The organism is Rhizobium sp. ERR 1071 (assembly GCF_007828675.1).
In the GTDB taxonomy this organism is placed as follows: Bacteria; Pseudomonadota; Alphaproteobacteria; order Rhizobiales; family Rhizobiaceae; genus Rhizobium; species Rhizobium dioscoreae.
On sequence record NZ_VITM01000018.1, the window covers coordinates 1 to 21,745 of the forward strand.

Consider the following 21,745-nt stretch of genomic DNA (forward strand, 5'->3'; position numbering starts at 1 on the left):
ATGAGGGCGAAACTTGCGGCATGGCTTTCGGGAAAGCCATAGGAGCCAAAACCTTCGAGCTGCGAGAAGGTCTTTTCGGCGAAGTCCGGCGTATATCTTTCCACCGCGCCGAAGAAGTGCCGCTTTCGAAAGATTGCGCCGGCAGCGTAGAGATGGCAAAGTCCACTTTATGACAAGTGGCCCAAAGGTTTGTATTGAGCAAAACAAGCGCATACCGTCTTAGCAGGCTTCTGGGCAATTGGGCCGTCGGCAGCGGAACGCTTGCTGAGCGCCTGGAACGCGCGCTCAGGAATCTGATCAACGACAATGCACTGCCGATCGGCAGCGATCTGCCGTCGGAGCGTTTGCTTGCCGAAGCGCTTGGAACGAGTCGGGGAACAGTGACCGCGGCCTATGCAGGCCTGCGCGGATCCGCTCTAGTCGAGAGCCGGCATGGCAGCGGTCACCGCATCCTGCGCTCCGCCACCTTTTTGCATATCGCCGAGCGCCCGAATGTCAGCTTGCGTGGCCATGAAGGCAGCGCCCCTTCGGCGATCGACGTATCCAGTGGCTCGCTGCAACCGTCACCTGTCGTATTGGATGTGATTACAAGCCTTCAGGGTAAGGATCTGGCGCGTTCCGTTACCGACGTCGGATATCTGTCGAGTGGTCTTCCGCATCTGAAATGGGAAATCGCGCGGTACTATTGTGAGCTCGGCCTTCCAACCCAGCCCGACAATATCATCATCACCAACGGTGCTCAGCAGGCGATCTGGCTTCTCGCCGGCATCCTCGTCCGATCCAGCGACCCGGTTCTCGTCGAGGCCGTGACCTATAGGGGCGCGCTGGAGGCATTTCGACACGGGAACGCCCGCCTGATCTGTGCGCCGCTCAACGGCGATCTCAGGCTGGATCTTCAAGCCATGGAAGGGCTCCTTTCGCGGCGGCCGAAGGTCGCCTATCTTTTTTCCGACGTCTCCAATCCGCTCGGCCGAACCCTGAACCAGGACGAAAGGGCCGCCGTCTGCGCCATGCTGCGCAAACATGAAGTCTTCCTGGTCGAAGACGGATCGCAAAACGAACTGGGTCTCACCTCCCGATTGCCCGACACGCCCCTTGCGAAAGACCTCGAAGAGAACCGGTCGGCACTGATCGGCACCATGTCGAAGCTGTTTTGGGGTGGGTTAAGGATAGGCTGGATCCGTGCTGGGCAGGGCCTGATCAAGACGCTGACCACGTTCAAGGCCGCCAGCGACCTCGGTAATCCCATCATCGATCAGGCGATCGCAGCACAGATGTTTCCGCACATCGCCCAGGCCCGCGCCCACCGAAAGACGGAATTGCAGTATCATCTCGAGCAGTTGCGGTATGAACTACAGAGACGCTCCCGAGACTGGTCCTGGGCCGAGCCGGATGGAGGAACGGCACTGTGGATCAGGATGGCCGGCGCCAACACCGTCAGCCTCCGACAAAGTGCGCTACGCCGCAATCTGCTCTTGTCTGCCGGCCCGGACTTCTCGCCGGAACACGGATTTGAAGATAGTTTGAGGCTTCCATTCGTACGACCGATCGAGCTGCTGCGCAAGGCATTGGACGTCATTGAAGAAATTCTGGAAACCGGCGAGCAAGGTAAATGATCGACGGACCGGTCCTTGGCTGGTCATGCGCAAAAAGCTCAACTGGTTCTTCACCTCGAAGGCTTCGATCCACTAACTTGCAGCCGAACTGACGAAGAGCAACACGATGGATGCGCAAAACCAAGTGACGGATATCGCTGAGGGTCTTTCTCCTGGCGTCGTTATCGCCACGACCCTCGACACGAAGCAAAGCGAGATCGTGCTCCTGCTCGGAGCTTTCGAGCGGCATGGCCTCGGGTGCATTCTCATCGATTGCGGCGTTCTGGGCTCAACCTCGATGACGCCCTCGATATCCGCGTCGCAGATCGCCGCGTTAGCGGGCTCCGACCTGGAGGACCTGCGGCGGCGACAAGACCGCGAAGCTGCCTTGCAGGTGATGATGACGGGGCTTTCCCTGTGCCTGGACGCGCTTGTTGGGCGCGGTCTGGTGCGCGGGTTCTTTGCCATGGGCGGCGGAACGAACACCGCCCTGGCCAGCGCGGCTTTCGCCCGGCTTCCCTACGGACTGCCAAAGCTTCTGGTCGCGACAACCGTATCGGGCGACATGTCTCGCATCGTCGATGCCAAGGACGTCGTCCTCGTCCATTCGGTCGTGGATATCTTGGGGACGGGAGAATATTTGCGGGCGCTTCTCGGCCGAAGCGCGGCGGTTATGAAAACGCTCGTTGCCGAGGCGGAAACCCCGCATGAGAATCCCGCGAGCGTCTGTGTCGGCATTACCGCGTTCGGATCCACCACCTTAGCGGCAAACGCAGCGTTCGAGCGCTTTCGCGCAGCCGGGCTCGACGCGCTCGTGTTCCACGCCCGCGGAAGCGGCGGGCGTGCGGCTGAGACATTCATCCGTGACGGCCATATCGATCTGATGCTGGACCTGACGACGACCGAGATCGCCGACGAAGTCGTCGGAGGACGTCTCTCTGCTGGCCCGGGACGGCTTGACGCAGCCGTTGAAAAGGCGATCCCTCAGGTCATTCTGCCGGGTGCCATCGACATGGTGAATTTCGGCCCGCTGGAGACCGTCCCCGCGAGATTTCACGGCCGAAATTTCATCCGCCATACGCCAAGTACGACACTGATGCGTACTTCGGCGAGTGAGGCCGCGGACGTCGCCAGGTTCATTGCCGGCAAGCTGGAGGGCGCCAGATCGCCGGTTGTCGCTATTATCCCGATGCGGGGCTTTTCCGCATACGACGCAGAAGGCGCCCCTTTTTTCGATCCGGCGGCCGATCGAGCGTTTATCGACACATTCGAGCAGGCTCTGAGGCGGGACATCCCTGTCATCAAAATCGATGCGCATATCAACGATCCCGCGGTTTCCGAACTTGCCGCCGATACTCTGCTGCAACTTGCCGAGAACCAAAAATGATGAGGCGGAAATGACAAGATTCACAAGAGACGAAGTCCTGCAACGCTTGACGGCGGAAACGGCAAGAGGCCGCTCAATCCTGGCGGTCGGGGCAGGCAACGGCCTTTCTGCGCGCTGCGCCGAACTCGGCGGAGCCGATCTGATCGTCGTCTACAATTCAGGTTACTATAGGGTCAACGGCCTGCCGAGCTTGGTTGGAGCGATACCCGTCGGCGACGCCAACGAGGTGATGTTGCGTCTTGGGCGTCAATCTATAATGCCGAGAAAGCGGACTATACCCGTGATCGCCGGCGTCTACGGGATAGATCCCACACGCGACATCGATGACCTACTCGATGAGGTGAAGGCAATCGGCTATTCGGGGGTCATCAATTTCCCGACGCTCAGCCGCCACGAGAATAGCAATTACCGGACCGATCTGGAAAATGCCGGCCTCGGCTTTGCCTGTGAAGTGGATATGATGCGAAAGGCGCGGGAACGCGATCTCTTCACCCTCGCCTACGTCTATAACCCGGAAGATGCGAGCGCGATGGCTGAAGCCGGTGTCGATGTGATCGTCGGCCATATGGGGTTGACCATCGGCGGCGATATAGGCTCGAGAAGCGCTATTGGGATGGACGCTGCCATCACCCGTCTCGGTGAGATTTTCGATACCGCGCTCGATGCAGATCCTAATCTCATTCTACTCTCACACGGCGGCCCGATCTCGACGGCTGAAGACGCGGAATATGTGAACGTAAACTCCAAGGCCGTGGGCTTCGTGGCGGCCTCCAGCTTTGAGCGCATCCCAATCGAACTCGCGTTGAAAAAGACCTGTGACGAATTCAAGTCAATCAAAATCGCCTGACAGCCAAGATATCAACTCATGAGACTTTGAAACTCGCGACGCTGTCGTGCGAACCGCCGATCGCCTTTGGGGATGTCGTCGCCGACCGTGTCAGAGCGCGCCTACGCAGGTTAGTGGCTGCTGGCGTCAATGCAACGGGGCGTGCGCGGCTTACCCCCTTACACTCGACAACGTATCTAGGCCTGGTCTCCTGTGGCCAACGCGGCGATGGAGATAGCTTCAGTGCTCCTCCATTGCACCGCCAAATCGCGGCCATCCCCACTGAGCAGCTAGCGCAAGGCACGCCTTCCAGCTTTCAACGCCTCCCGTCGCAGACACCTCACGAAGTGAGGCGGCTGCGGCCGCGTGAGCTAATTTCAGAGCTTCGAGAAGTTGCCAATATTCGTGCAAGGCATGAAGGAAGTCGGCGGCACATCCGCGGCGCCATTACTCCCAACTACCGCTGAACGTGAAACCGCAACGGGCGCCTCTGTCGGGCCACTGCCTTACACTTCGTTACAATTTGGCCCCAACACTGCGAAACTTGTGCGACAGCCTCAAGGTAGGTTTCCTCAGTCGAAACGGGACGAGCGGCGCTGACCGCCATCGCTTCGTCGATGATCGTGAAACTAGGAGTAAAGCTATGGAAGATTTCCGAGACGACTACCTGAACCGTTTGCAGCCGGCGCGTCATAGCATTTTCCGGGCTCTGCTGGCCGACGTCGCTCTTATGGTCATGGCTGTAGGAACCGGCTTGACGCTAAACTTTCTGGTCGCCTGACCAGACACGAGCCAAAACTTCAGCAAACCAAATCAGGCGATGGACGAACGCATCAGCTGCAAAGCGCAGCCATCGCGTCGTGGAGACGTCTCGCCAAGTCTGCTCCTCCGGAATCGTGTGGATCGCTCTCGTTCATCTCTTAGAGAATTAGGCAAATTGTTTCCATCTTCAGGCATATCGCCTTGCGCCCACAAGAGACATGTTCCCATTCGAGAAGTTGCATCACGGAGCATCCGATGAGGTTGGTTGCCGCCTAGCCAGCGGAGAAGATGGTGACGCCAAATGGGGCCGGTCGAAGCATACGCTGACTATCCACTCCCATTCATAGTCGGCACCGCGCGCGCTTCAATCAGCGCTTAAAAGAAACAAGCATAACAGCCGACAATGCTGCAATGCAGCAATTCTATCTCTGATTGCATCTGTTCGGCTTCATATTCTCAAGAAGCCGCGTGAGCAACCTCCTCACGCGGCTCGCGGCTCTGCTTAGGTATCTCCCATACTCCATTTATTTTCAGCGTATTAGCAGATATTTTCTAACGCAAACGACAATTGTTAAGCAAGATCAATGGGATCATTCAGCGACACCACTCCACCTCTCATGATTGTGATCTCGATGAAGACGAAAAGTCTTTTGATGCCCTATTTTGCTCGTTGATCGCTGATTATCTCGCACATGCGAACTCACTCGCATTCAGCAACGAACCGGCGTGACGCTGTCATGAGCCGGCATAAACGAGGATTCAAGAATGGCAGATCTATCCAAAGGCATCTCGCATTTTCGAGGCTCGGTTTTCCCGGAGCATTCCGCACTCTATCGTAAACTGGCACGTGAGGGGCAGCGGCCTCAGGCTCTCATGATTTCTTGTGCCGACAGCCGCGTCATGCCTGAAACAATCACTCAATCGGGTCCGGGCGAGCTTTTTGTCTGCCGGAATGCCGGCAACATCGTGCCACCGTTTCAGACTGCTAATGGCGGGGTTTCCTCTGCCATTGAATACGCCATTGTAGCGCTGGGCGTCAGCGACGTCATTGTTTGCGGCCATTCGGACTGCGGCGCGATGAAGGGTCTTTGCCACCCGGAACTGCTCGGTCCTATGCCCAACGTAGCGGCCTGGCTCAAGCATAGCCAGGCCGCCCATTCCATCGTCTGCGAGGCCTATCCACCTAATCTCGCCGAGAAAGACCGTATTCGTGCCGTTGCCATGGAGAACGTCGTGGTGCAGCTCGATCACCTACGCACGCATCCATCTGTCGCGGCAAAGCTTGCCAGCAATGAGGTCAGCCTGCACGGGTGGTTCTTTGATATCGAGACCGGGAGCGTCCTCGTCTATGACGGCGCCGCAAGTCGCTTTACCTATATCGAAGATGGCCAACCGCTACCGGTCGCCGTCTCTGGTCGCGGGGTGACGCAGGTGGTTCCATCCCTGAACGCAATTGCAGCGGAGTGAGCCGATGAAAGCTATCTCTCTCAATGACTTCGCGTCGTCTATCGTCGTCTTTCTAGTCGCTATCCCGCTTTGCCTGGGCATTGCAATTGCCTCCGGCGTTCCGGTTGCGATGGGTCTTGTCTCAGGTATCGTCGGCGGGATCGTCGTTGGCTCCCTGGCCGGCTCCCCGTTGCAGGTCTCGGGACCCGCCGCTGGGCTTGCAGTGATCGTATTTGGCTTTGTGGAACAATATGGCGTGGCAGCGCTCGGACCTGTCCTTGTCGCCGCCGGCGCATTGCAGATTCTTGCCGGCTTTCTCAAGATCGGCTCTTGGTTTAGAGCAATCTCTCCCGCCGTAGTTCACGGTATGCTGGCAGGCATCGGCATATTGATCATCCTTGGTCAAATGCACGTGCTTATGGATGCCAGACCGGCTGCGGGAGGGATCGAAAATGTCACAGCGATCACCGACAGTGTCAGCAACCTTTGGAGCAACGGCATTACCAACCAGGCGATAGCCTTGATGGTGGGAGTTGCATCGCTCGTGGCGATGGTCGGCTGGGAGAGGTTCCGACCGGCTTCGCTGCGGCTTATTCCCGCAGCTCTGATCGGGGTCGCCTTTGGAACGATTATCACAGTTGCACTGAATTTGCCGATCGCTCGCGTTACGCTTCCGGCATCTCTTGCAGACGGAATTTCCATACCGGCTGCCGATGATTTTCTGCGACTGACAGAGCCGGGTATTTTAGCAACCGTGTTGGTCATTGCAGTCATCGCCAGTGCGGAAACGCTTCTGTCAGCTGCCGCGGTCGACCGGATGCACGACGGGCAACGGACGCGTTTCAATAAGGAATTGTTCGCGCAGGGCGTCGGCAATGGCATTTGCGGCATGCTCGGCGCTCTGCCGATCACTGGTGTTATTGTTCGTTCATCGGCAAACATCCAGGCGGGAGCAAAGACGCGCGCATCAGCGATCATGCATGGCGTCTGGGTGCTGGCGCTTGTCGCGCTTTTGCCCGAGCTCCTGGGCCTGGTGCCGTTAACGGCACTCGCAGCGGTTTTGCTGGTGACCGGCTGGCGTCTCGTCAGCTTGCATCATGTCCGTCACCTCTTTGACCATCATGGTTGGATGCCCGTAGTTATCTGGTTGGTCACGGTCACGATGGTCGTCACTCAAGACCTGCTGCTTGGGGTCGGGCTAGGCTTTTTGCTCTCCTTGATCGAAGTCCTGCCCTATCTGCGCAAGAGGCTCCGGATCGAGCGCGCCGACGAAGGCGAAACTATTTCGGTCAGGCTTAGCGGTTCGGCCACCTGCAAGGATGTCCCTTCTCTCCTCACGGCTTTGGAAGGTTTGCCGGCAAACCGCAACATCCGGCTCGCCGGGCGGGATCTGGGCTATCTGGACCATACATGCGCAGAAACGATCAGCGACTGGGTGAAGCGTGAAAGTCGCACTGGCCGTCTTGTTGAGATCATCGGAAGTGTGCCCGATGGGACGCATCCGCGGGTCGTCTCAATGTTCCGCCGCTACCAACACGAAGCGCGCAATGCGGCCTAGCGCATGACGAAGGCCGCAACGTTGACTGGTCAATCCATCCCGGGGCAGACAGCGTCGGGGTGGTGCGGATTTTGACTTCTGGCAAGAGAGCCGCAGTGAAGTCGGCTTGGTGCGGCGGCTAGGGGGGAGAAAGCCGCGCCATCCTGCAGACCTCTCGAAGCATTTGCGAACGACTGTATGACTCCCTGTCGCGGTTCCGGTCTCGTTCACCATCGTCAATGCTTATATTCGCGGGCAACTGCGACATCTCCTACACCAATTTGGTTTCCGCCGGAGCCTGCGTAACGGCGTATGAAGTTCACGAGATCAGCAATCTCTCCGTCGCTCAGTGACGCGAAAGAAGGCATAGGGGCGAACCGCCCGGGCAAGGTGGATGTTTCGGTTCCATGAAGGATCACCTGAAGCAGGTTCGCAGCTGAAGGATCATAAATCGTCCGCAGGCCTTTTAGTGCCGCCGTCTGTTGCTGTCGACCATCACCATTCCATGCATGGCAACTCGCGCAATTGCGTTCGAAGACGCGCTGGCCCGGATCAACGATTTCGGCTGCCACTACTGGCAGCGATAGAGATGAAGCATTCATCATCGAGTCCTCTTTTGGGTGAGCGGCAAAGCCTTCCGGTCGCGGAGGTACCGTGCGCAAGTAGGAAATCAGGGCAGATGCGTCGTCTGTTCTCAGATGCCGAAGGCTGTATTCGACCACCTCTCCCATAGGCCCGGTCGCTGTTCCTCGCCCCGGCGCATGTCCTTCCAGTAAATATCGTCTTAGCTCTTCATCTGACCAGGCACCGATCCCATACTCTTTGTGGGCCGTGATGTTGTAGGCATTCCAGCCCTCCAGGCTTGCACCGGCGTAGATGCGATCGCTCAAATTAAAGGCCAGCGTGCGCGGTGTGTGACACTCTCCACAATGGCCAAGTGCATTGGCGATGTAGTCGCCTCGGTTGACTGCTGCCGGAACGGCGGGATCCGACTTGAAACGCCGGTCTGAAAGAAAGAACCCATTCCAGAGAGCTATGCCCCAGCGCTGATTGAACGGAAATGATAGCTCATTTTTCCTGGCCGGCGCACGAACCGGCTTCAGCGTGAACAGATACGACTTAATCGCTACAGCGTCTTCCCGGCTAAGTGCGGTGTATGACGCGTATGGAAAAGCAGGATAGAGGTTTTCACCGTTAGGGCGCACTCCACGATGCAAGGCCCTTACAAAGTCGTCATCGCTCCATGTTCCGATACCGGTCTCGACGTCGGGCGTGATGTTTGTCGAATACAACGTGCCGAAAGGAAGCTCGAACGCGCGACCGCCCGTGAACGGTTTACCGCCCTTCACTTGATGACAAGCCTGGCAGTCCGCCAGGCGCGTGAGATATTCTCCCCTTGCGATCAACTCAGGAGAAGGCGCAATGTCGGGCGCGGAGATCTCTGGATCTCGACTCAAGATATTCTTTGCGAAGATGGCGATTGGAACTGCTGCGGCAACGACACAAAGGGGGGCCATGATTCTTATGAAAGATTTCAAGGCTCGCCTCCCTGTCGCATGAATGACGACATGAGATGATCCATGCGATGCAAAATCCCGCCGGAGCTGGATTGCAAATGCTCCGCAATCGCGGGCATCAAGGGCAGGCGTCTGGAGCGAAAGCCTGTGGCGTCAAAAACGGCATTGGCCAGCGCCGGTGAAGCGATCGCCGTCCCCAGTTCTCCAACGCCGCTAGGATGTTCATCGCTTTCCACGAGATGCACTGCGATCGAGGGAACTTCGTTCATCCGCATGAGACGATAATCATGGAAATTGCTTTGTTCCACCGCACCGCCTGCGTATGTGAGTTCACCCCATAATGCGGCCGTCCAGCCGAAAATTAGACCCCCTTCTATCTGTGCAGCGATCGTGTTTGGATTTATCACAAGACCGCAATCGACAGCACAGACACAACGCATGAGCCGGATCTCCGAAGCTGACGTGGCGTCGACTTCGACAACGGCGCCCACGTAGCTCTCATAGGCTTTTCCCACAGCGATTCCCCGGCCGAAACCGTGCTCTAGCGGCCGCTGCCAGTCAGCCTTCTCGGCCGCAAGATGAAGCACTCTCAGAAGCCTTGGATTGTTCTGCAGGAGCCGAGCTCTGTACAGGTAGGGGTCAATGCCCGCATGGTTGGCGAGTTCGTCCAGGAAGCACTCGACTCGAAACAGATTATGAGTTGGTCCCACTCCGCGCCACCAGCCTATCGGTCTCTGGTCCGGCATGTCGAAGGGCGTCCATCGTACGCGCACGGCCGGAATGGAATAAGGTAGGTTATCTGCGCCATCGACAGTATCGGGATCGACACCGTTCTCCCGCATGAACTGCGGCGCGAATCTACTGAAAATTGAGCTCCCTGTGATGTGATCGGTCCAGTCGATCGGGTAACCGTCAGCATCAAGTGCGGCCGAAATTCGATCGAGGAAAGGCGGTCGAGGAAAATCGCGCTGGATGTCAGTCGGCCGAGACCAAATGACCTTAACGGGATAATTGACCTTCATCGCTATTCGAATGGCCTGCTCAACCTGATCCGTCTCGACGCGGCGCCCGAAGCCACCTCCAAGATAATGATTGTGAACCTGGATCCGCTCTCTTGGGAGACCGGTGAGTCTATGGGCTGCATCGAGCACCCGACCAGGCGCTTGCGTCCCGATCCAGATTTCGAGCTCGCTTTCCCTGTAGGCTACCGTCGCGTTCATCGGCTCCAGCGCCGCATGCGCCAGGGCTGGAAACTCATATTCTGCGGATTGTGTTACGGGCCTTCCGGCCCATGAGGCGTCGTGGCGTGCGGTGAGCGTTTTTGCCGCAGAGGCAGCATGTTTCAAAGAACTACGCAGTCGCGCGCTATCGAACGGAGTGCAATTCCTGTAGTCCCATTCGACTGACACAGCTTTCGCTCCTTCGCTTGCCGTCCAGAAATCGTCAGCGACAACTGCGACGCAATCGTCCAGGACGACAACTTCATGGACGTCTGGCGGAACAGAAAAGTTTTGCAGGCGCGGTTTCGCATGCCATGTCGGGCTCATGATGACCGCTGCACATTTATGACCCGGCGGCTGGGCGTCGATGCCAAAACGTGTGGCTCCAAGTACCTTGTCTTGCGTGTCCGTGCGCCGCCATGATTTCCCGATGATCGTAAACGTGCTGCGATCTTTTAGTGGAACGGCGTCAGGAATTGGTTGGCGTTGCGCATCATCGACGAGCATGGCGTAGGCCAAACTTTGACCGGACTGAATGTGGGTTATGACGCCACGCTTTGCTTCGCAACCGTCGGGGCTGACGTTCCAACGCGACGCTGCCGCGTTTATGAGCATCAGACGGGCTGTTGCGCCGGCGGACCGCAGAATATCCCACGAACCGCGGATCGATGTCGATCCGCCGGTGAGCTGCGTTGCCTGTAGTGGCATCGTATAGCGGACCGGAGAAGCCGGCGCATGATCGACGATAACCTGATCAAGGCCGAGATCCATCTCTTCGGCAAGGATTGCGGCTTCACTTGTATAGATACCCTGGCCCATTTCCACATTCGGAATTGTCAGGCGAACTTGGCCATCACGCTGAACTTGAATGAACGCGTTCGGCGAAAAAGCGGCGTTCCCGGAATCGACGGGCGTCGCAGTTTTTGCGAACGCCTGCCTATTTTTTGATGCCAGTGAGAAGGCAACGCAGAAAGCGCCTGTCTTCAAGAACTCGCGTCGCAACATGCTACGGCTCCTTCATTTCAGAATCGGCGGAGGGTCCGATGATCAAGGTCCGCATCGCGTCCGTCTTCCCCGTCGCGGCCAGTTTGATCGCTTCGCGGATGCGCGGATATGTCCCGCAGCGACAAAGGTTACCCGACATCGCGGCATCGATTTCAACGTCGGAAGGTGCTGGGCGTTCGTTGAGCAATGCGACAGCAGCCATGATCTGACCGGGCTGACAGTAGCCACATTGAGCGACCTCTATTTCCATCCAGGCGCGTTGCACCTTGTCGCCGTTGTTCGTTCTGCCGACCGCCTCGATGGTCGTGATCTTGCCATCGCCCACTTCACCAACCGGTAAAACGCATGACCGGACGGCTTTTCCGTCGATGTGTATGGTGCATGCTCCGCATTGCGCGACACCGCAGCCGTACTTGGTCCCCGTCAGAGCTACCAGATCCCGCAGGACCCAGAGCAGCGGCATGCGCGGCGGCGCGGTGACAGTTCTTCGCTCGTCGTTGATGTTGAGAGTAAAAGTGGAGCGCATTGTTTATCTCCGGCTGCTTCTGTTTGGAGATCGTGCCGACCAGCGGATCACTGGCAGGCAGTTACTTAGATGAGGAGCTAAAGCAGTTTTTTTCGCTCGCAGGATCAGTAAAGCGTAAGCGATCGCTACTGCGCCAATCACAGCGGACACATGTCCAAGCTGAGACAAATGCAGGTGGTCGATGACAACACCGCCTGTGATCGCCCCGATCCCTGCTCCCGCATTTGCCGCCGAAACATTGACTGTTGCCGCCAGGGCCTGCGCCTTTTTTCCGGCCTCCATCACCCGGATTTGGCAGACCGGGAAAAGTGCGGTGTAGGAGATGCCCCAAAGCCCGAGTACAGCTCCAAGAAGCCAGTGGTTCTGCGCCGCCGGGGTGAAAAGAAGCATTGCGACAATCAAACTTACGGTGAAGGTGAGCGTTGCAAAAAGCGAGTTTCGATCGGCAATCAGTCCCCCTATCCAATTTCCGACAAGTCCGATCAAGCCAAAGCCCATGAGCCACCAACCGATATACTGCGGGTCGATCCTGGCGACGTTCTCCAGCAGATCTGCCAAGAAGGTGTAGGCAGTGAACATGGCGACGAACACGAGGACAGAAAGGCCGACGTGGGCAAGGAAAGTTCGATCCTTGATCAGAGAGGGCTCTTCGTGCGATCCAGCCGCTTGCGAGGCACTGGACAGGCGCGGCATAAAACCCCACGTCATCGCGGTCAGCAGGAGCGACGCCATTGCAAGGATGATGAATGATCCGCGCCAACCAATCGACGTTGCCGCGACAGTACCAAGTGGAACGCCCAGGACGAGAGCAGCGGAGATGCCGAGATAAACCCGCGCGACCGCGCGACCAGAGTGGCGGGACTCCACAAGTTGCGCCGCTGTTTCACTTGCAGTTCCCCAGAATACTGGAAGCGCTAGCGCCGGAATGAAGCGACCGATGGCAAGAACCCATATGTTGGGCGCAAGTGCGGCAAGCAGGTTCGCCGCCGAAAAGATCATTAAGATCGCGAGAAATAGGTTCTTTCTATCAAAATGCGCCAACCTTGCGGTGAGAAACGGACCGCAAATCATAACGGTAAAGGCGAAGAGACTTACCAACCAGCCGGCTTGTGAAGTCGTGATCGTAAACTCGCGGGCCACCTGCGGGATCAGGCCGATAATGAGGAACTCGGTCGTCACCAGCACGAAGCCGGAAAGACCAAGTATGAGGATCGAAAGCGCAGAGCTTCCGCCGCCTTGCGTAGGCGCCAAAGAGCGTTGGGTCATATTTTACATTCCAGTTTTAGAGCATAGGAGGTCACGCCCGGGATCCACCAGGATCGCGGGGTGGTGCGGCACCCGCAGGTCCGCTCGTTAATGTGTTACTGTCTCGCTGCCGGCCTTCTAACGGCTCAATTTCCCGGCCACATGGCTAAGAAGATTGAGACAATGCCTGACAGTTCGGCTTCGCTGGCGCCTGTTCCAGCAGCCACGAGTAAGCCGTCGCTCGCGGCTTTCAAGGAAAGAGCAAGGCTCTTCGCATCTATCGTAGAGGGAAAATCACCTTGGCGCTGCGCCTCGATCATGCGCTCGATCAGCTTTTCCCGCCAGAAATTGCTTCGCTCCATGACAAAGGTGCGGATTGCCTCATCTCCAGGTGCATGGCTGACCGAATGGACAATTCCCATACTTCCTTTTGGGTTGTCGGAGTTAGTCTGGAGCGCAAGCGTACCGCGAAAAAGCCGCTCGGCCACCCCGCGCGCCGTAGGCTGATCAAGGGCATCCATCATGTAGGTAGTCTTTTCGCGCTCGTAGAGCTCCATAACCCTGTGAAACAGCGCCTCCTTGTCACCGAAGGTGGCATAGAGACTGCCTCGATTGAGGCCCATTGCTTTCACGAGGATACTGATACTGGCGCCACTGTAACCATGCTCCCAGAACACACGCATGGCGGCGGCGAGCGCCTCATCGGGGTCGAACTGCCGCGGACGTCCTCGGCTGTTCGCCCGCTCAAGCTCAGGATGCAATGTCATAGTGCATCCTTCACCATCGGGAATTGCTCGATAGCCTCCGCGACTATCGGCCCCAATCGGCTTGCATTCCAATGGTCGGAGAAGGCCTCTGCCACAGTCGAGTTCATTCGGTAGACCCTTTTTCTGGAAAACGCGCTTAGTGCGGCAATCACCCGCCGGACGACCGCCTCATCCTTCGAAAAATTCATGAGAAACACGTGGTCCGGCTCCGCGCTACGCATAGCGTCTGTGGGTATCGGCAACAGGCCCTCAGCAGGAATGGAAACCCCTGCAGGCAACACGAGTTCGAATCCTAATGAACGAAGGACCTCTATGACCGGCCCTGCTACCTCATGCGTACTATCGAAAACATAGGTCGTCGTGCCATGAAGTTCGACCAACAACATGCGCTTCCCTAAGCGTGGAGACTCGCTATTTAGGGTCATTTTGTCACCAACCCTCATTTCGTTCTGAAGTCCTGGACCGGCTTGCACCTCACTTGTAAGACCGATGCACAGCGCGATCCTGACGAGCGGCGAAAAAAATCGGCAGTCTCCCTGACCTAAATTCTGCTTCAATGAGATCATGTTTGTCCTTTCTCCGTCGAACCGCCATGCGCAATTTTATTTTAGAACGATCGGTTAAATAATATATTCGGAACGATCGGTCAATAACTTGTTTGCCGCGGCGTCGAGCTTTCTTCGATCGTGCAGGAAGACCTTCTGGGAGCAAACCTGCATGATCCAGCCGCATGTCCAGACGACCGTCCGGCCGAACATCTTCTTTTAGACCGAGATGATATGGGGCCTTTCCGCAGCCTTGTGAGAGGCAGCAGAAATCGATTCGTGGACGGTGATTTGTCCGGTTATCTGCTGCCGGTCCATGGTGACGTGCCCGATGTCGAGTCGTGCCTATCGACATGCCCGATCTCGATGCCAATCCTGTCTGGGTGAGAGGCGTCGGTGAAGTCGGCGCCTGCGGAGCATCTGCCGCGTTCGTGAACGCTCTCCACAATGCCTGCGGCGTACGTATACGCCATTTCCCCATCAAATTTAGAAAGCCTGGCATCTCCACCCCCTTACGCAAAACTAGCAGGACCGTTGGGTCCAGAACCTCAAAGGCTTACCTCACCGAACTCCAGACCAAGTACGGTGCGTGCTGGCGGGATTCTGTGGTTTTGGCATCCGATAGCTTCAGCAGGCCGGGATGAAGAGTAGGATCAATTTTTTCCACGAAGCCTAGCTAATCATCCGTCTGTCTGAACTTCTGCTTGTCGCCAATCGCAGGATCTCAGTAACTGCAGACAAATTCCGCGACCGAGTTCGAGCTGGTCGCAACTTGTCTGCACACCAGATCAAGCAGACTGAACGGTACGGCTTGCATATTCGGTGTGTGGCCTGCTGTTAATTCAAAGCGACCTGTTTGGGCGCAACGCCAAAGGTTCGGGAATATTGTCGGCTGAACTGCGCGCGCTCTCGTAGCCGACTTGTAGGCCGCTTCGGCGACATTGGCAGCCTGCGTCACCATGAGGCGGCGCGCCTCCAGCAGACGGAGTTGCTTCTGGAACTGAACGGTATCATTTAGGTCAGCGCCTTGAAGTGCTGGTGAAACGACGATGGGCTCGTTCGGGCGACATCGTCCAACTGATCAACTCGTTAAGTATCTGCGAAGTTGGTATGCAACGTGGATATGGTTTTTTAGGACACGTTCGATGTTCGACTCGGGCGAGGCTAGTTTGCATATTTCGCCGGCATGTGCACCGCTCAGCAGTGCTGCTCTTGTTCTGAACCCCAAGCCCGCTACCCGTCTATGTTTTCACTGGCATAGGATCGGACCTCGCCACGCAGATATAATCATTTGGCGGTGATATTGTCCCAACCGGAAAGCGCAAGCTCCGCCACTGCATGCAACTCGGCTCGATCGGCTCCGTCACGGGCGCGAATTGCCATGCCACTTTGAACTGTCTGCACCAACCTCGCCAGTTTGGTTGTGTCTGCCGTGGGCTTGAGATCGCCGTCACTCTTCGCTCTGTCGAAGCGCGCTTTGAGGATATCAAAACCGCCCGCACGCGTCACTCGCATGAGCTCGCCCAGTTCGGAATGTCCTTCGCTGCCAACGGTGGCAAGCGTCGCCATGCAGCCATGCGGGAGATCGAGATCTCCACCCGTCATGGCGGTCGCGGAATCCTGGAGGAATGCGAGAGCTGCCTCTCTCGCGGTCGAAGCTGCTCTGAAGCGGGTCCAGACCAACCCTTCGTAGGTCGTGTAATAATATTTGAGCGCTTCCGCATAGAGCGCATCCTTGGAGAGGAAGGCCGCATAAAGGCTCTTGGTTCCGATCCCCATCGTTTCCGTCAGGTCGGCAATCGAAGTCGCCTCGTACCCCTTGATCCAAAACAGTCGTGTTGCCGCGGCAAGCGCAGCCTGGCGGTCGAACTCACGCGGCCGGCCTCGTGGAGGACGAGTCGGCGGTGAGCTGGCTGGCGGTATCGAAACATTATTTTGCATCGACCACTGCATAAATCAGTTGACGATGGATTGCAATGCCTCTACTTATTTGTGCATCGATCACTGCATAAAGGAAATCGTCATGGATCTGCTTGGAAAGCGTGCCCTGATAAACGGTGGCTCAAGAGGAATAGGAGCGGCAATCGCTATCGCTCTGGCTGAGAACGGCGCGGATGTTGCATTCACCTACCAGCGCTCGGCGGAACGGGCTGCATCGGTCGTTCAGACGATCGAGCAGAAAGGCCGGCGCGGGCTAGCCATTCAGGCAGACAGTGCTGACCCGGAAGCCATCAGTCGCGCCGTCGACCAAACGGTCAGCACGCTCGGAGGGCTTGATATTCTCGTCAACAGCGCAGGTATTGGAACCGCCGGCATGAGCGCAGATCTAGCACTCGCCGACTTGCAGGCTATGCTTGATGTGAACGTTCGTGCGCCCTTCCTCTTTGCGAAGGCAGCAATTCCACATCTCTCATCGGGAGGCCGGATCATCTCTATTGGCTCTTCGCTGGCAGAGCGTGTGCCTTTCCCTGGTGTGACGGCATACGCTATGTCGAAGTCGGCGCTTCTGTCGTTTACGCGTGGACTTTCGCGCGAACTGGGGCCTCAAGGTATTACCGTCAATCTTGTTCTTCCTGGTTCCACAGACACTGAAATGAACCCTGCCAATGGCGAGAATGCTGACTATCAGCGGAGCCTCACATCGCTTGGTCGATTTGGTGAGCCCGCAGAAGTTGCGAGCTCAGTCGCTTTCCTGGCTGGTCCCGCCGCAAGTTTGATAACGGGCGCGGTTCTCAACGTGGACGCCGGGTTCAACGCCTGATCCGGTTGACAAGAAGACACAGGTCGAAGGAGAAGTAGCTTCCGGCCCCCCTATCGAAGGGACCAGCGCGGCCCTTGATTGCTTAGGAAGGTACGCGCTGTCTATCAATGCTAATACCGCAGTGATCCCACTTCGGTCCGGCATCGTCAACAGCGTGAGCTAAGGACATCGCAGGCTTCTGCTTCTTTCGCGCGTGTCGGACGAAGGCTTCTCATCAGGAGGTGGGGCATGACGCGCTATTGTTCGAGTGCTTGGCAGGTTGGGACGCGACCAGCGCGGGCTTCCAAGTCGGTTATGGCAGCAGATCCCAATTTAGTCGCGACTAATTGCGCATTTTTTGTTCGGCGTGGAACATTGGACCCATCTCAATCAGTGGCCGGCACGCAGTTTCCTGGCGGCCCACTACCGGCAAACAATTTCGTCAAGCTTTATTAAACCCTCTCTGGAGAGCAAACATGTCCACCAACCCTATCGATATCGCCACCACTTTCTTCGGCCATTGGAGCGCAAATCGCATTGAGGACGCCCTTTTGCGATGCTGTCGGATGACGTCCTCTATGACAACGTGCCGCTGCCCGACATCATAGGGAGGGACAACGTTCGCAAATTCCATTCGGACTTCGGGGTTGGAACGGCGTTTACGGTAGACTGGGCTGTGACCAATATCGCGGCATCGGGGAATATTGTTCTGAACGAGCGGATGGATGTGTTCTCCCATGAAAGTGGCGCCACGATCACATTGCCGGTCATGGGTACGATCACCGTGGAGAACGGGGAAATCACTGTCTGGCGCGACTATTTCGATCTGGCCGACTTCGAGAAGCAGGTCTCACTTCTCAAGAGATAGCCAGTTCGCAAACCCGCCGCCGCGGAGCCGCGGCGGCGTTGTTCTCGCCGGCATGCCGCGATCGAGGGCAAGGTGCTTTGCTGACCGACGGAGCCGTACCTGTCTTCCCGGCCCTCGTCCCGGCGAGTCCGTAGCGCTTGTAACACGGCTATCGATAGAGATGACGCGGGGTTCTTGGGAATTCGGCACAATAGGGCGGTTTCCTTTCACTCTAAGCGGAGAACAATCATGATCTCAACCTACACGATCAACATCCATGACGAACGGCTCGCCACGATCAGAGCCAAGGTCGAGGCTTATGACTGGAGCCAGCTGCCGGACGCGGGAGGCTGATCGGCGGGGGTCGGGGTTGAAGACCTCAAGCGGCTCGTCGCGTATTGGCGGGACACTACGACTGGCGTGCGATCGAACAGCGGCTCAACGCACTCCCCAACTTCATGGCCGACGTGGAAGGCGAGCACATCCACTTTGTTCATGTGAAGGGCGATGGTTCCAAGCCGCCTGTCCTGCTTCTCCACGGCTGGCCGGGTTCGTATCTCGAATTCGAGCGGCTGTTGGAGCCGCTCGCAGCGGATGGGCACGATGTCGTCGTCCCCTCGCTACCTGGATTCGCGTTCTCCAGCCCGATCACGGGCCCGATCGGCCCGCGGCGAGCTGCTACGCTCCTGCATGGGCTGATGATCCAACTCTTCGGCGGCGCGCCGTATTTCATTCAAGGGGGCGATTGGGGCCACGCCCTTGCGGTCTGGGCAGCGCATGATCGACCGGACGCTCTGCTCGGCATCCATATCAACATGATGACCGTTCGTGCGGAGGATGCCGCTCCGACGACCGACGTGGAGAAGTCCTTCGCCGCAAAGCGGGCCGCGATTGCCGATCGGGAGAGCGCCTACTTCCACGAGCAGGCGACCCGCCCTCAAACGCTCGGCGTCGCGGTGGCCGACAGCCCGGTCGGAGCGGCGGGCTGGATACTCGAAAAGTTCGGCAAGTGGGCCGACCTTCCGACAACCGCCGATGGCGACCCGGACATCTGGAGGAAGTTTTCCGAAGAGGAACTCCTCACCAACATCATGCTCTACATTGCGCCGGCATCGTTCGTGACTGCAACCTGGATCTACTACGGCAGCCGGCTTGAGGAGTCGCGGATGCTCCCGGCCGGCACCCGTATCCAGGTGCCGACCGGCTTTGCGGCCTTCCCCGATCCGGTGTTCGTGCCGCCGCCGCGCTCGTTCGCGGAGAAGACCTACAACATCGTGCAATGGACCGACATGCCGCGGGGCGGGCATTTCGCCGCGCTGGAAGAGCCGGAACTGATGCTGGCCGACCTGCGCGCCTTTATCGCGACGGTGTCGGGCGCGCGCTCCTGAAGGTGGAGATTTCCGTTTCCGAAGCGCGGTGCGTGGCGCTGGCGGCGGGGGGCCCCTGGACTAAGCTTCGCGCCCTCAAAAGGCCGAACGCTGTTCTTCTGCGATGATTTCGGAAATTGGCGACACCGGACGCCGCCCGAGGCGCTCTGCAGTCGTAACAGCGACGGCCGCCAGCTTAGCCAAGTCGACGCCTGTGGATACACCCATGCCCTCCAGCATATAGACGAGTTCCTCCGTCGAAACGTTTCCCGTGGCCCCTTTCGCATAGGGGCACCCTCCTAGACCACCAACGGACGCATCGAAAGTGGTCACCCCGGCTTCCAGGCAGGCAAGGATATTTGCAAGCGCCTGCCCATAGGTGTTGTGCTCATGAAGAGCGATGGCGGCCATGGGTATTTCCTGAGCGACGGCGCGAACCATCGCGGCGGCGGCCTTGGGTGTTCCCGTTCCAATCGTGTCCCCGAGAGAGACTTCGTAGCAACCAAGATCGTGAAGTTTTCGGGCAACGTCGACCACTGACCCGAGGGCAACCCTGCCTTCATACGGACAGCCGAGAACACAGGACACATAACCTCTTACACGAATGCCCGTTTCTCTGGCACCTTCGAGCACGGGCGCAAAACGACCAAAGCTTTCCTCGATAGAGCAATTGATGTTCTTCTGAGAGAAGCTCTCGGAGGCGGAGGCAAAGATCGCGATCTCCCGCGACGCAGCGGCGCGCGCCGCCTCAAAACCCTTCATGTTCGGAACCAACATCTGAAACGTCACGTCGTCGCGCTGGCCCAGTGTTTTGAGGACCTCGGCTGAACCCGCCATCTGTGGCACCCATTTCGGCGAAACGAAGCTGCCGACCTCGATGGTTTTCAGTCCGGCGTCGATCAAACCTTCAATCATCTGCACACGCTCGGCGACGCCCAAAGCGCGCGCCTCGTTCTGCAGTCCGTCCCGGGGCCCGACTTCGACTATCCTAACATTGTCCATCTTTGCATCTCTTACTCAGTTGCTTTGGATCTCTTCACGCAGGAAGGCGCAAAAGCGCGAATCTGCGCCGTAGGCGACGTTGACACGCATTGCCGGTGTGGCCGGCGTATCGCGGTCGACGTGGAAAACGCTCGCAGGGGCAATGAAAATGTTCGCCTCGGCCGCCCGACGGCAGAAGGAGACCTCTTCGATCTGATTTGGAAGGGGTACCCAGATGTAAAAGCCGCGAACCTTTGGCAGCGAAACCTCCAGTCCGACATCGCCGAGCGCCCGGGCCGTTGCCTTCGTCCCCTCTTCGATCCAGCCGCGCAGACGCCTCAGGTTCTTCAGATACTGTCCACTCTCGATCATCTCCAGCACGACGCGCTCGACATGCAGAGATGTCGCCACCATGGTGATCATCTTGAGATCCACCAGACTGCGAATTATGTCCGGAGCGCCTGCAATGTAACCGCAGCGTAAGCTCGCAGACAGCGTCTTTGAAAACGACCCGACATAGAGAACCCGCTGCTGCTGGCCAAAGGCAGCCAAGCGCGGCAGTGTCGGGGCGATCAGGTCAGCGAATATATCGTCCTCAACCAGGCGAAAATCATGCACCTCCGCCATCTGCAGCAAACTGAAGGCGTGGGCAGGCGACAGCGTGCCGCCGGTCGGGTTGTGGGCCTGGCTCTGCGTGAAAAACAGCTTGGGGCGGTGAACCATCAGTTTCTGACGCATGTCGTCGAGATCCGGGCCGTCCTCCAATCTCCGGATCGGAACAACGTTTGCTTTTGCAAGCCTCAGTTTGGCAAAGAGCGGATAATAGCCCGGACTGTCGACGAATACCGTGTCGCCAGGCTCAAGAAATTGGCGGATGATGAGATCGAGGCCGTGGTTGACGCCGCTTGTGAGCATCACGCCATCGGTGTCGGTGGCGATTGAGCGCTCGGCAAGCGTTAAGCGAAGCCACTCACGAAGAGCCCCCAGGCCCCAGGAGCTTCCGTACCCGAAGTCAACCTCAGCGGTGGCGCTGCGGCTCGTCCGTAAAATACGACGCATATCCGCATCCTCGGTCCAGCTTGCTGGCGGGCGTCCGTCCCCGGGACGCGTCTGGTAGTTCTGGTCTAGCTGCTCACGCAGCAGCGACATGATGCCCAAGGCTTCGGTGACATCCGGCCTGAGCTTCGGAACGGGCGCAGGCCGGCTTTCCGAAACGAAATAGCCTGAGCCTTGGCGAGACACGGCAAGCCCTCGAGCCACAAGCCGATCATAGGCTTCCGCCATGGTATTTTTGGACACCCCGAACTTCTCTGCCCCTCCCCTCACGGATGGCAGCCTGTGGCCCGGCCCATAAACGCCCGATGCGATTTGCCCGCTGACATGCGCAACGATGGTATCGACCCTCTTCAACTTGTCCCACCTTTGTATTGGG

At 57.8% G+C, this 21,745-nt stretch carries 18 protein-coding genes and 1 pseudogene; 9 read left to right on the forward strand and 10 right to left on the reverse strand.

Annotation, left to right across the window (positions count from 1 at the left end; translation table 11 throughout):
• The first annotated feature begins 194 nt into the window (after positions 1-194).
• The 6 genes from yczR to FBZ99_RS31030 all read left to right on the forward strand — a co-directional run bounded on the left by yczR (position 195) and on the right by FBZ99_RS31030 (position 7,574).
• Complete coding sequence (gene yczR, locus FBZ99_RS31010) at positions 195-1,616, forward strand: aminotransferase-like domain-containing protein (RefSeq protein ID WP_186450371.1); 1,422 nt, start codon at positions 195-197, stop codon at positions 1,614-1,616.
• A 106-nt stretch (positions 1,617-1,722) separates the two neighbouring features.
• Complete coding sequence (locus tag FBZ99_RS31015) at positions 1,723-2,982, forward strand: Tm-1-like ATP-binding domain-containing protein (protein WP_145636749.1); 1,260 nt, start codon at positions 1,723-1,725, stop codon at positions 2,980-2,982.
• Between the two features lie 10 nt (positions 2,983-2,992).
• Positions 2,993-3,829 carry a phosphoenolpyruvate hydrolase family protein gene (locus FBZ99_RS31020; RefSeq protein WP_145636754.1) on the forward strand — a complete coding sequence of 279 codons (837 nt, stop codon included), beginning with the start codon at positions 2,993-2,995 and terminating at the stop codon, positions 3,827-3,829.
• A 622-nt stretch (positions 3,830-4,451) separates the two neighbouring features.
• Positions 4,452-4,589: a hypothetical protein gene (locus FBZ99_RS33305; RefSeq protein WP_186450372.1), complete on the forward strand. Its 138-nt coding sequence runs from the start codon at positions 4,452-4,454 to the stop codon at positions 4,587-4,589.
• A gap of 746 nt (positions 4,590-5,335) precedes the next feature.
• On the forward strand, positions 5,336-6,037 hold the full coding sequence (locus tag FBZ99_RS31025; RefSeq protein ID WP_145636757.1) for a carbonic anhydrase: 702 nt from the start codon (positions 5,336-5,338) through the stop codon (positions 6,035-6,037).
• 4 nt (positions 6,038-6,041) lie between these two features.
• Positions 6,042-7,574 (forward strand): SulP family inorganic anion transporter, encoded by a 1,533-nt coding sequence (locus FBZ99_RS31030; RefSeq protein ID WP_145636760.1) that lies wholly within the window; start codon positions 6,042-6,044, stop codon positions 7,572-7,574.
• A gap of 215 nt (positions 7,575-7,789) precedes the next feature.
• On the opposite strand, the gene FBZ99_RS31035 is transcribed toward FBZ99_RS31030, so the two are convergent.
• From FBZ99_RS31035 to FBZ99_RS31070, 8 genes and pseudogenes are all read right to left on the reverse strand, one after another.
• Positions 7,790-9,091, reverse strand: a complete 1,302-nt coding sequence (locus tag FBZ99_RS31035) for a c-type cytochrome (protein WP_210248407.1) — start codon at positions 9,089-9,091, stop codon at positions 7,790-7,792.
• The gene (locus FBZ99_RS31040; protein ID WP_145636763.1) at positions 9,088-11,295 is read right to left on the reverse strand and encodes a xanthine dehydrogenase family protein molybdopterin-binding subunit; all 2,208 of its coding nucleotides are present in this window, start codon (positions 11,293-11,295) and stop codon (positions 9,088-9,090) included. The genes FBZ99_RS31035 and FBZ99_RS31040 overlap by 4 nt, the downstream gene beginning before the upstream one ends.
• A gap of 1 nt (position 11,296) precedes the next feature.
• Positions 11,297-11,821, reverse strand: a complete 525-nt coding sequence (locus tag FBZ99_RS31045) for a (2Fe-2S)-binding protein (RefSeq protein ID WP_145636766.1) — start codon at positions 11,819-11,821, stop codon at positions 11,297-11,299.
• A 3-nt stretch (positions 11,822-11,824) separates the two neighbouring features.
• Positions 11,825-13,087, reverse strand: a complete 1,263-nt coding sequence (locus FBZ99_RS31050; RefSeq protein WP_145636769.1) for an MFS transporter — start codon at positions 13,085-13,087, stop codon at positions 11,825-11,827.
• 125 nt (positions 13,088-13,212) lie between these two features.
• A complete protein-coding gene (locus tag FBZ99_RS31055) occupies positions 13,213-13,833 on the reverse strand; it encodes a TetR/AcrR family transcriptional regulator (RefSeq protein ID WP_145636771.1) in 621 nt (206 codons plus the stop codon).
• Positions 13,830-14,399, reverse strand: coding sequence for a hypothetical protein (locus FBZ99_RS31060; RefSeq protein ID WP_145636774.1), 570 nt, complete (start codon positions 14,397-14,399; stop codon positions 13,830-13,832). The genes FBZ99_RS31055 and FBZ99_RS31060 overlap by 4 nt, the downstream gene beginning before the upstream one ends.
• A 767-nt stretch (positions 14,400-15,166) precedes the next feature.
• Positions 15,167-15,582, reverse strand: a pseudogene (locus FBZ99_RS33970) (helix-turn-helix domain-containing protein); the annotation flags it as partial.
• 83 nt (positions 15,583-15,665) lie between these two features.
• Complete coding sequence (locus tag FBZ99_RS31070) at positions 15,666-16,319, reverse strand: TetR/AcrR family transcriptional regulator (RefSeq protein WP_246661236.1); 654 nt, start codon at positions 16,317-16,319, stop codon at positions 15,666-15,668.
• An 82-nt stretch (positions 16,320-16,401) separates the two neighbouring features.
• Between FBZ99_RS31070 and FBZ99_RS31075 the strand changes: the two genes are divergently transcribed.
• The 3 genes from FBZ99_RS31075 (at position 16,402) to FBZ99_RS31085 (ending at position 19,353) form a co-directional block, all read left to right on the forward strand.
• Positions 16,402-17,139 carry an SDR family NAD(P)-dependent oxidoreductase gene (locus FBZ99_RS31075; RefSeq protein WP_145636781.1) on the forward strand — a complete coding sequence of 246 codons (738 nt, stop codon included), beginning with the start codon at positions 16,402-16,404 and terminating at the stop codon, positions 17,137-17,139.
• A gap of 535 nt (positions 17,140-17,674) precedes the next feature.
• A complete protein-coding gene (locus FBZ99_RS31080) occupies positions 17,675-17,986 on the forward strand; it encodes a limonene-1,2-epoxide hydrolase family protein (RefSeq protein ID WP_246661237.1) in 312 nt (103 codons plus the stop codon).
• 377 nt (positions 17,987-18,363) lie between these two features.
• The gene (locus FBZ99_RS31085; protein ID WP_210248408.1) at positions 18,364-19,353 is read left to right on the forward strand and encodes an epoxide hydrolase family protein; all 990 of its coding nucleotides are present in this window, start codon (positions 18,364-18,366) and stop codon (positions 19,351-19,353) included.
• A gap of 75 nt (positions 19,354-19,428) precedes the next feature.
• On the opposite strand, the gene FBZ99_RS31090 is transcribed toward FBZ99_RS31085, so the two are convergent.
• Both FBZ99_RS31090 and FBZ99_RS31095 read right to left on the reverse strand, forming a co-directional pair.
• Positions 19,429-20,334, reverse strand: coding sequence for a hydroxymethylglutaryl-CoA lyase (locus FBZ99_RS31090; RefSeq protein ID WP_145636784.1), 906 nt, complete (start codon positions 20,332-20,334; stop codon positions 19,429-19,431).
• A 15-nt stretch (positions 20,335-20,349) separates the two neighbouring features.
• Positions 20,350-21,723: an aminotransferase-like domain-containing protein gene (locus tag FBZ99_RS31095; protein WP_145636787.1), complete on the reverse strand. Its 1,374-nt coding sequence runs from the start codon at positions 21,721-21,723 to the stop codon at positions 20,350-20,352.
• Between the last annotated feature and the right edge of the window lie 22 nt (positions 21,724-21,745).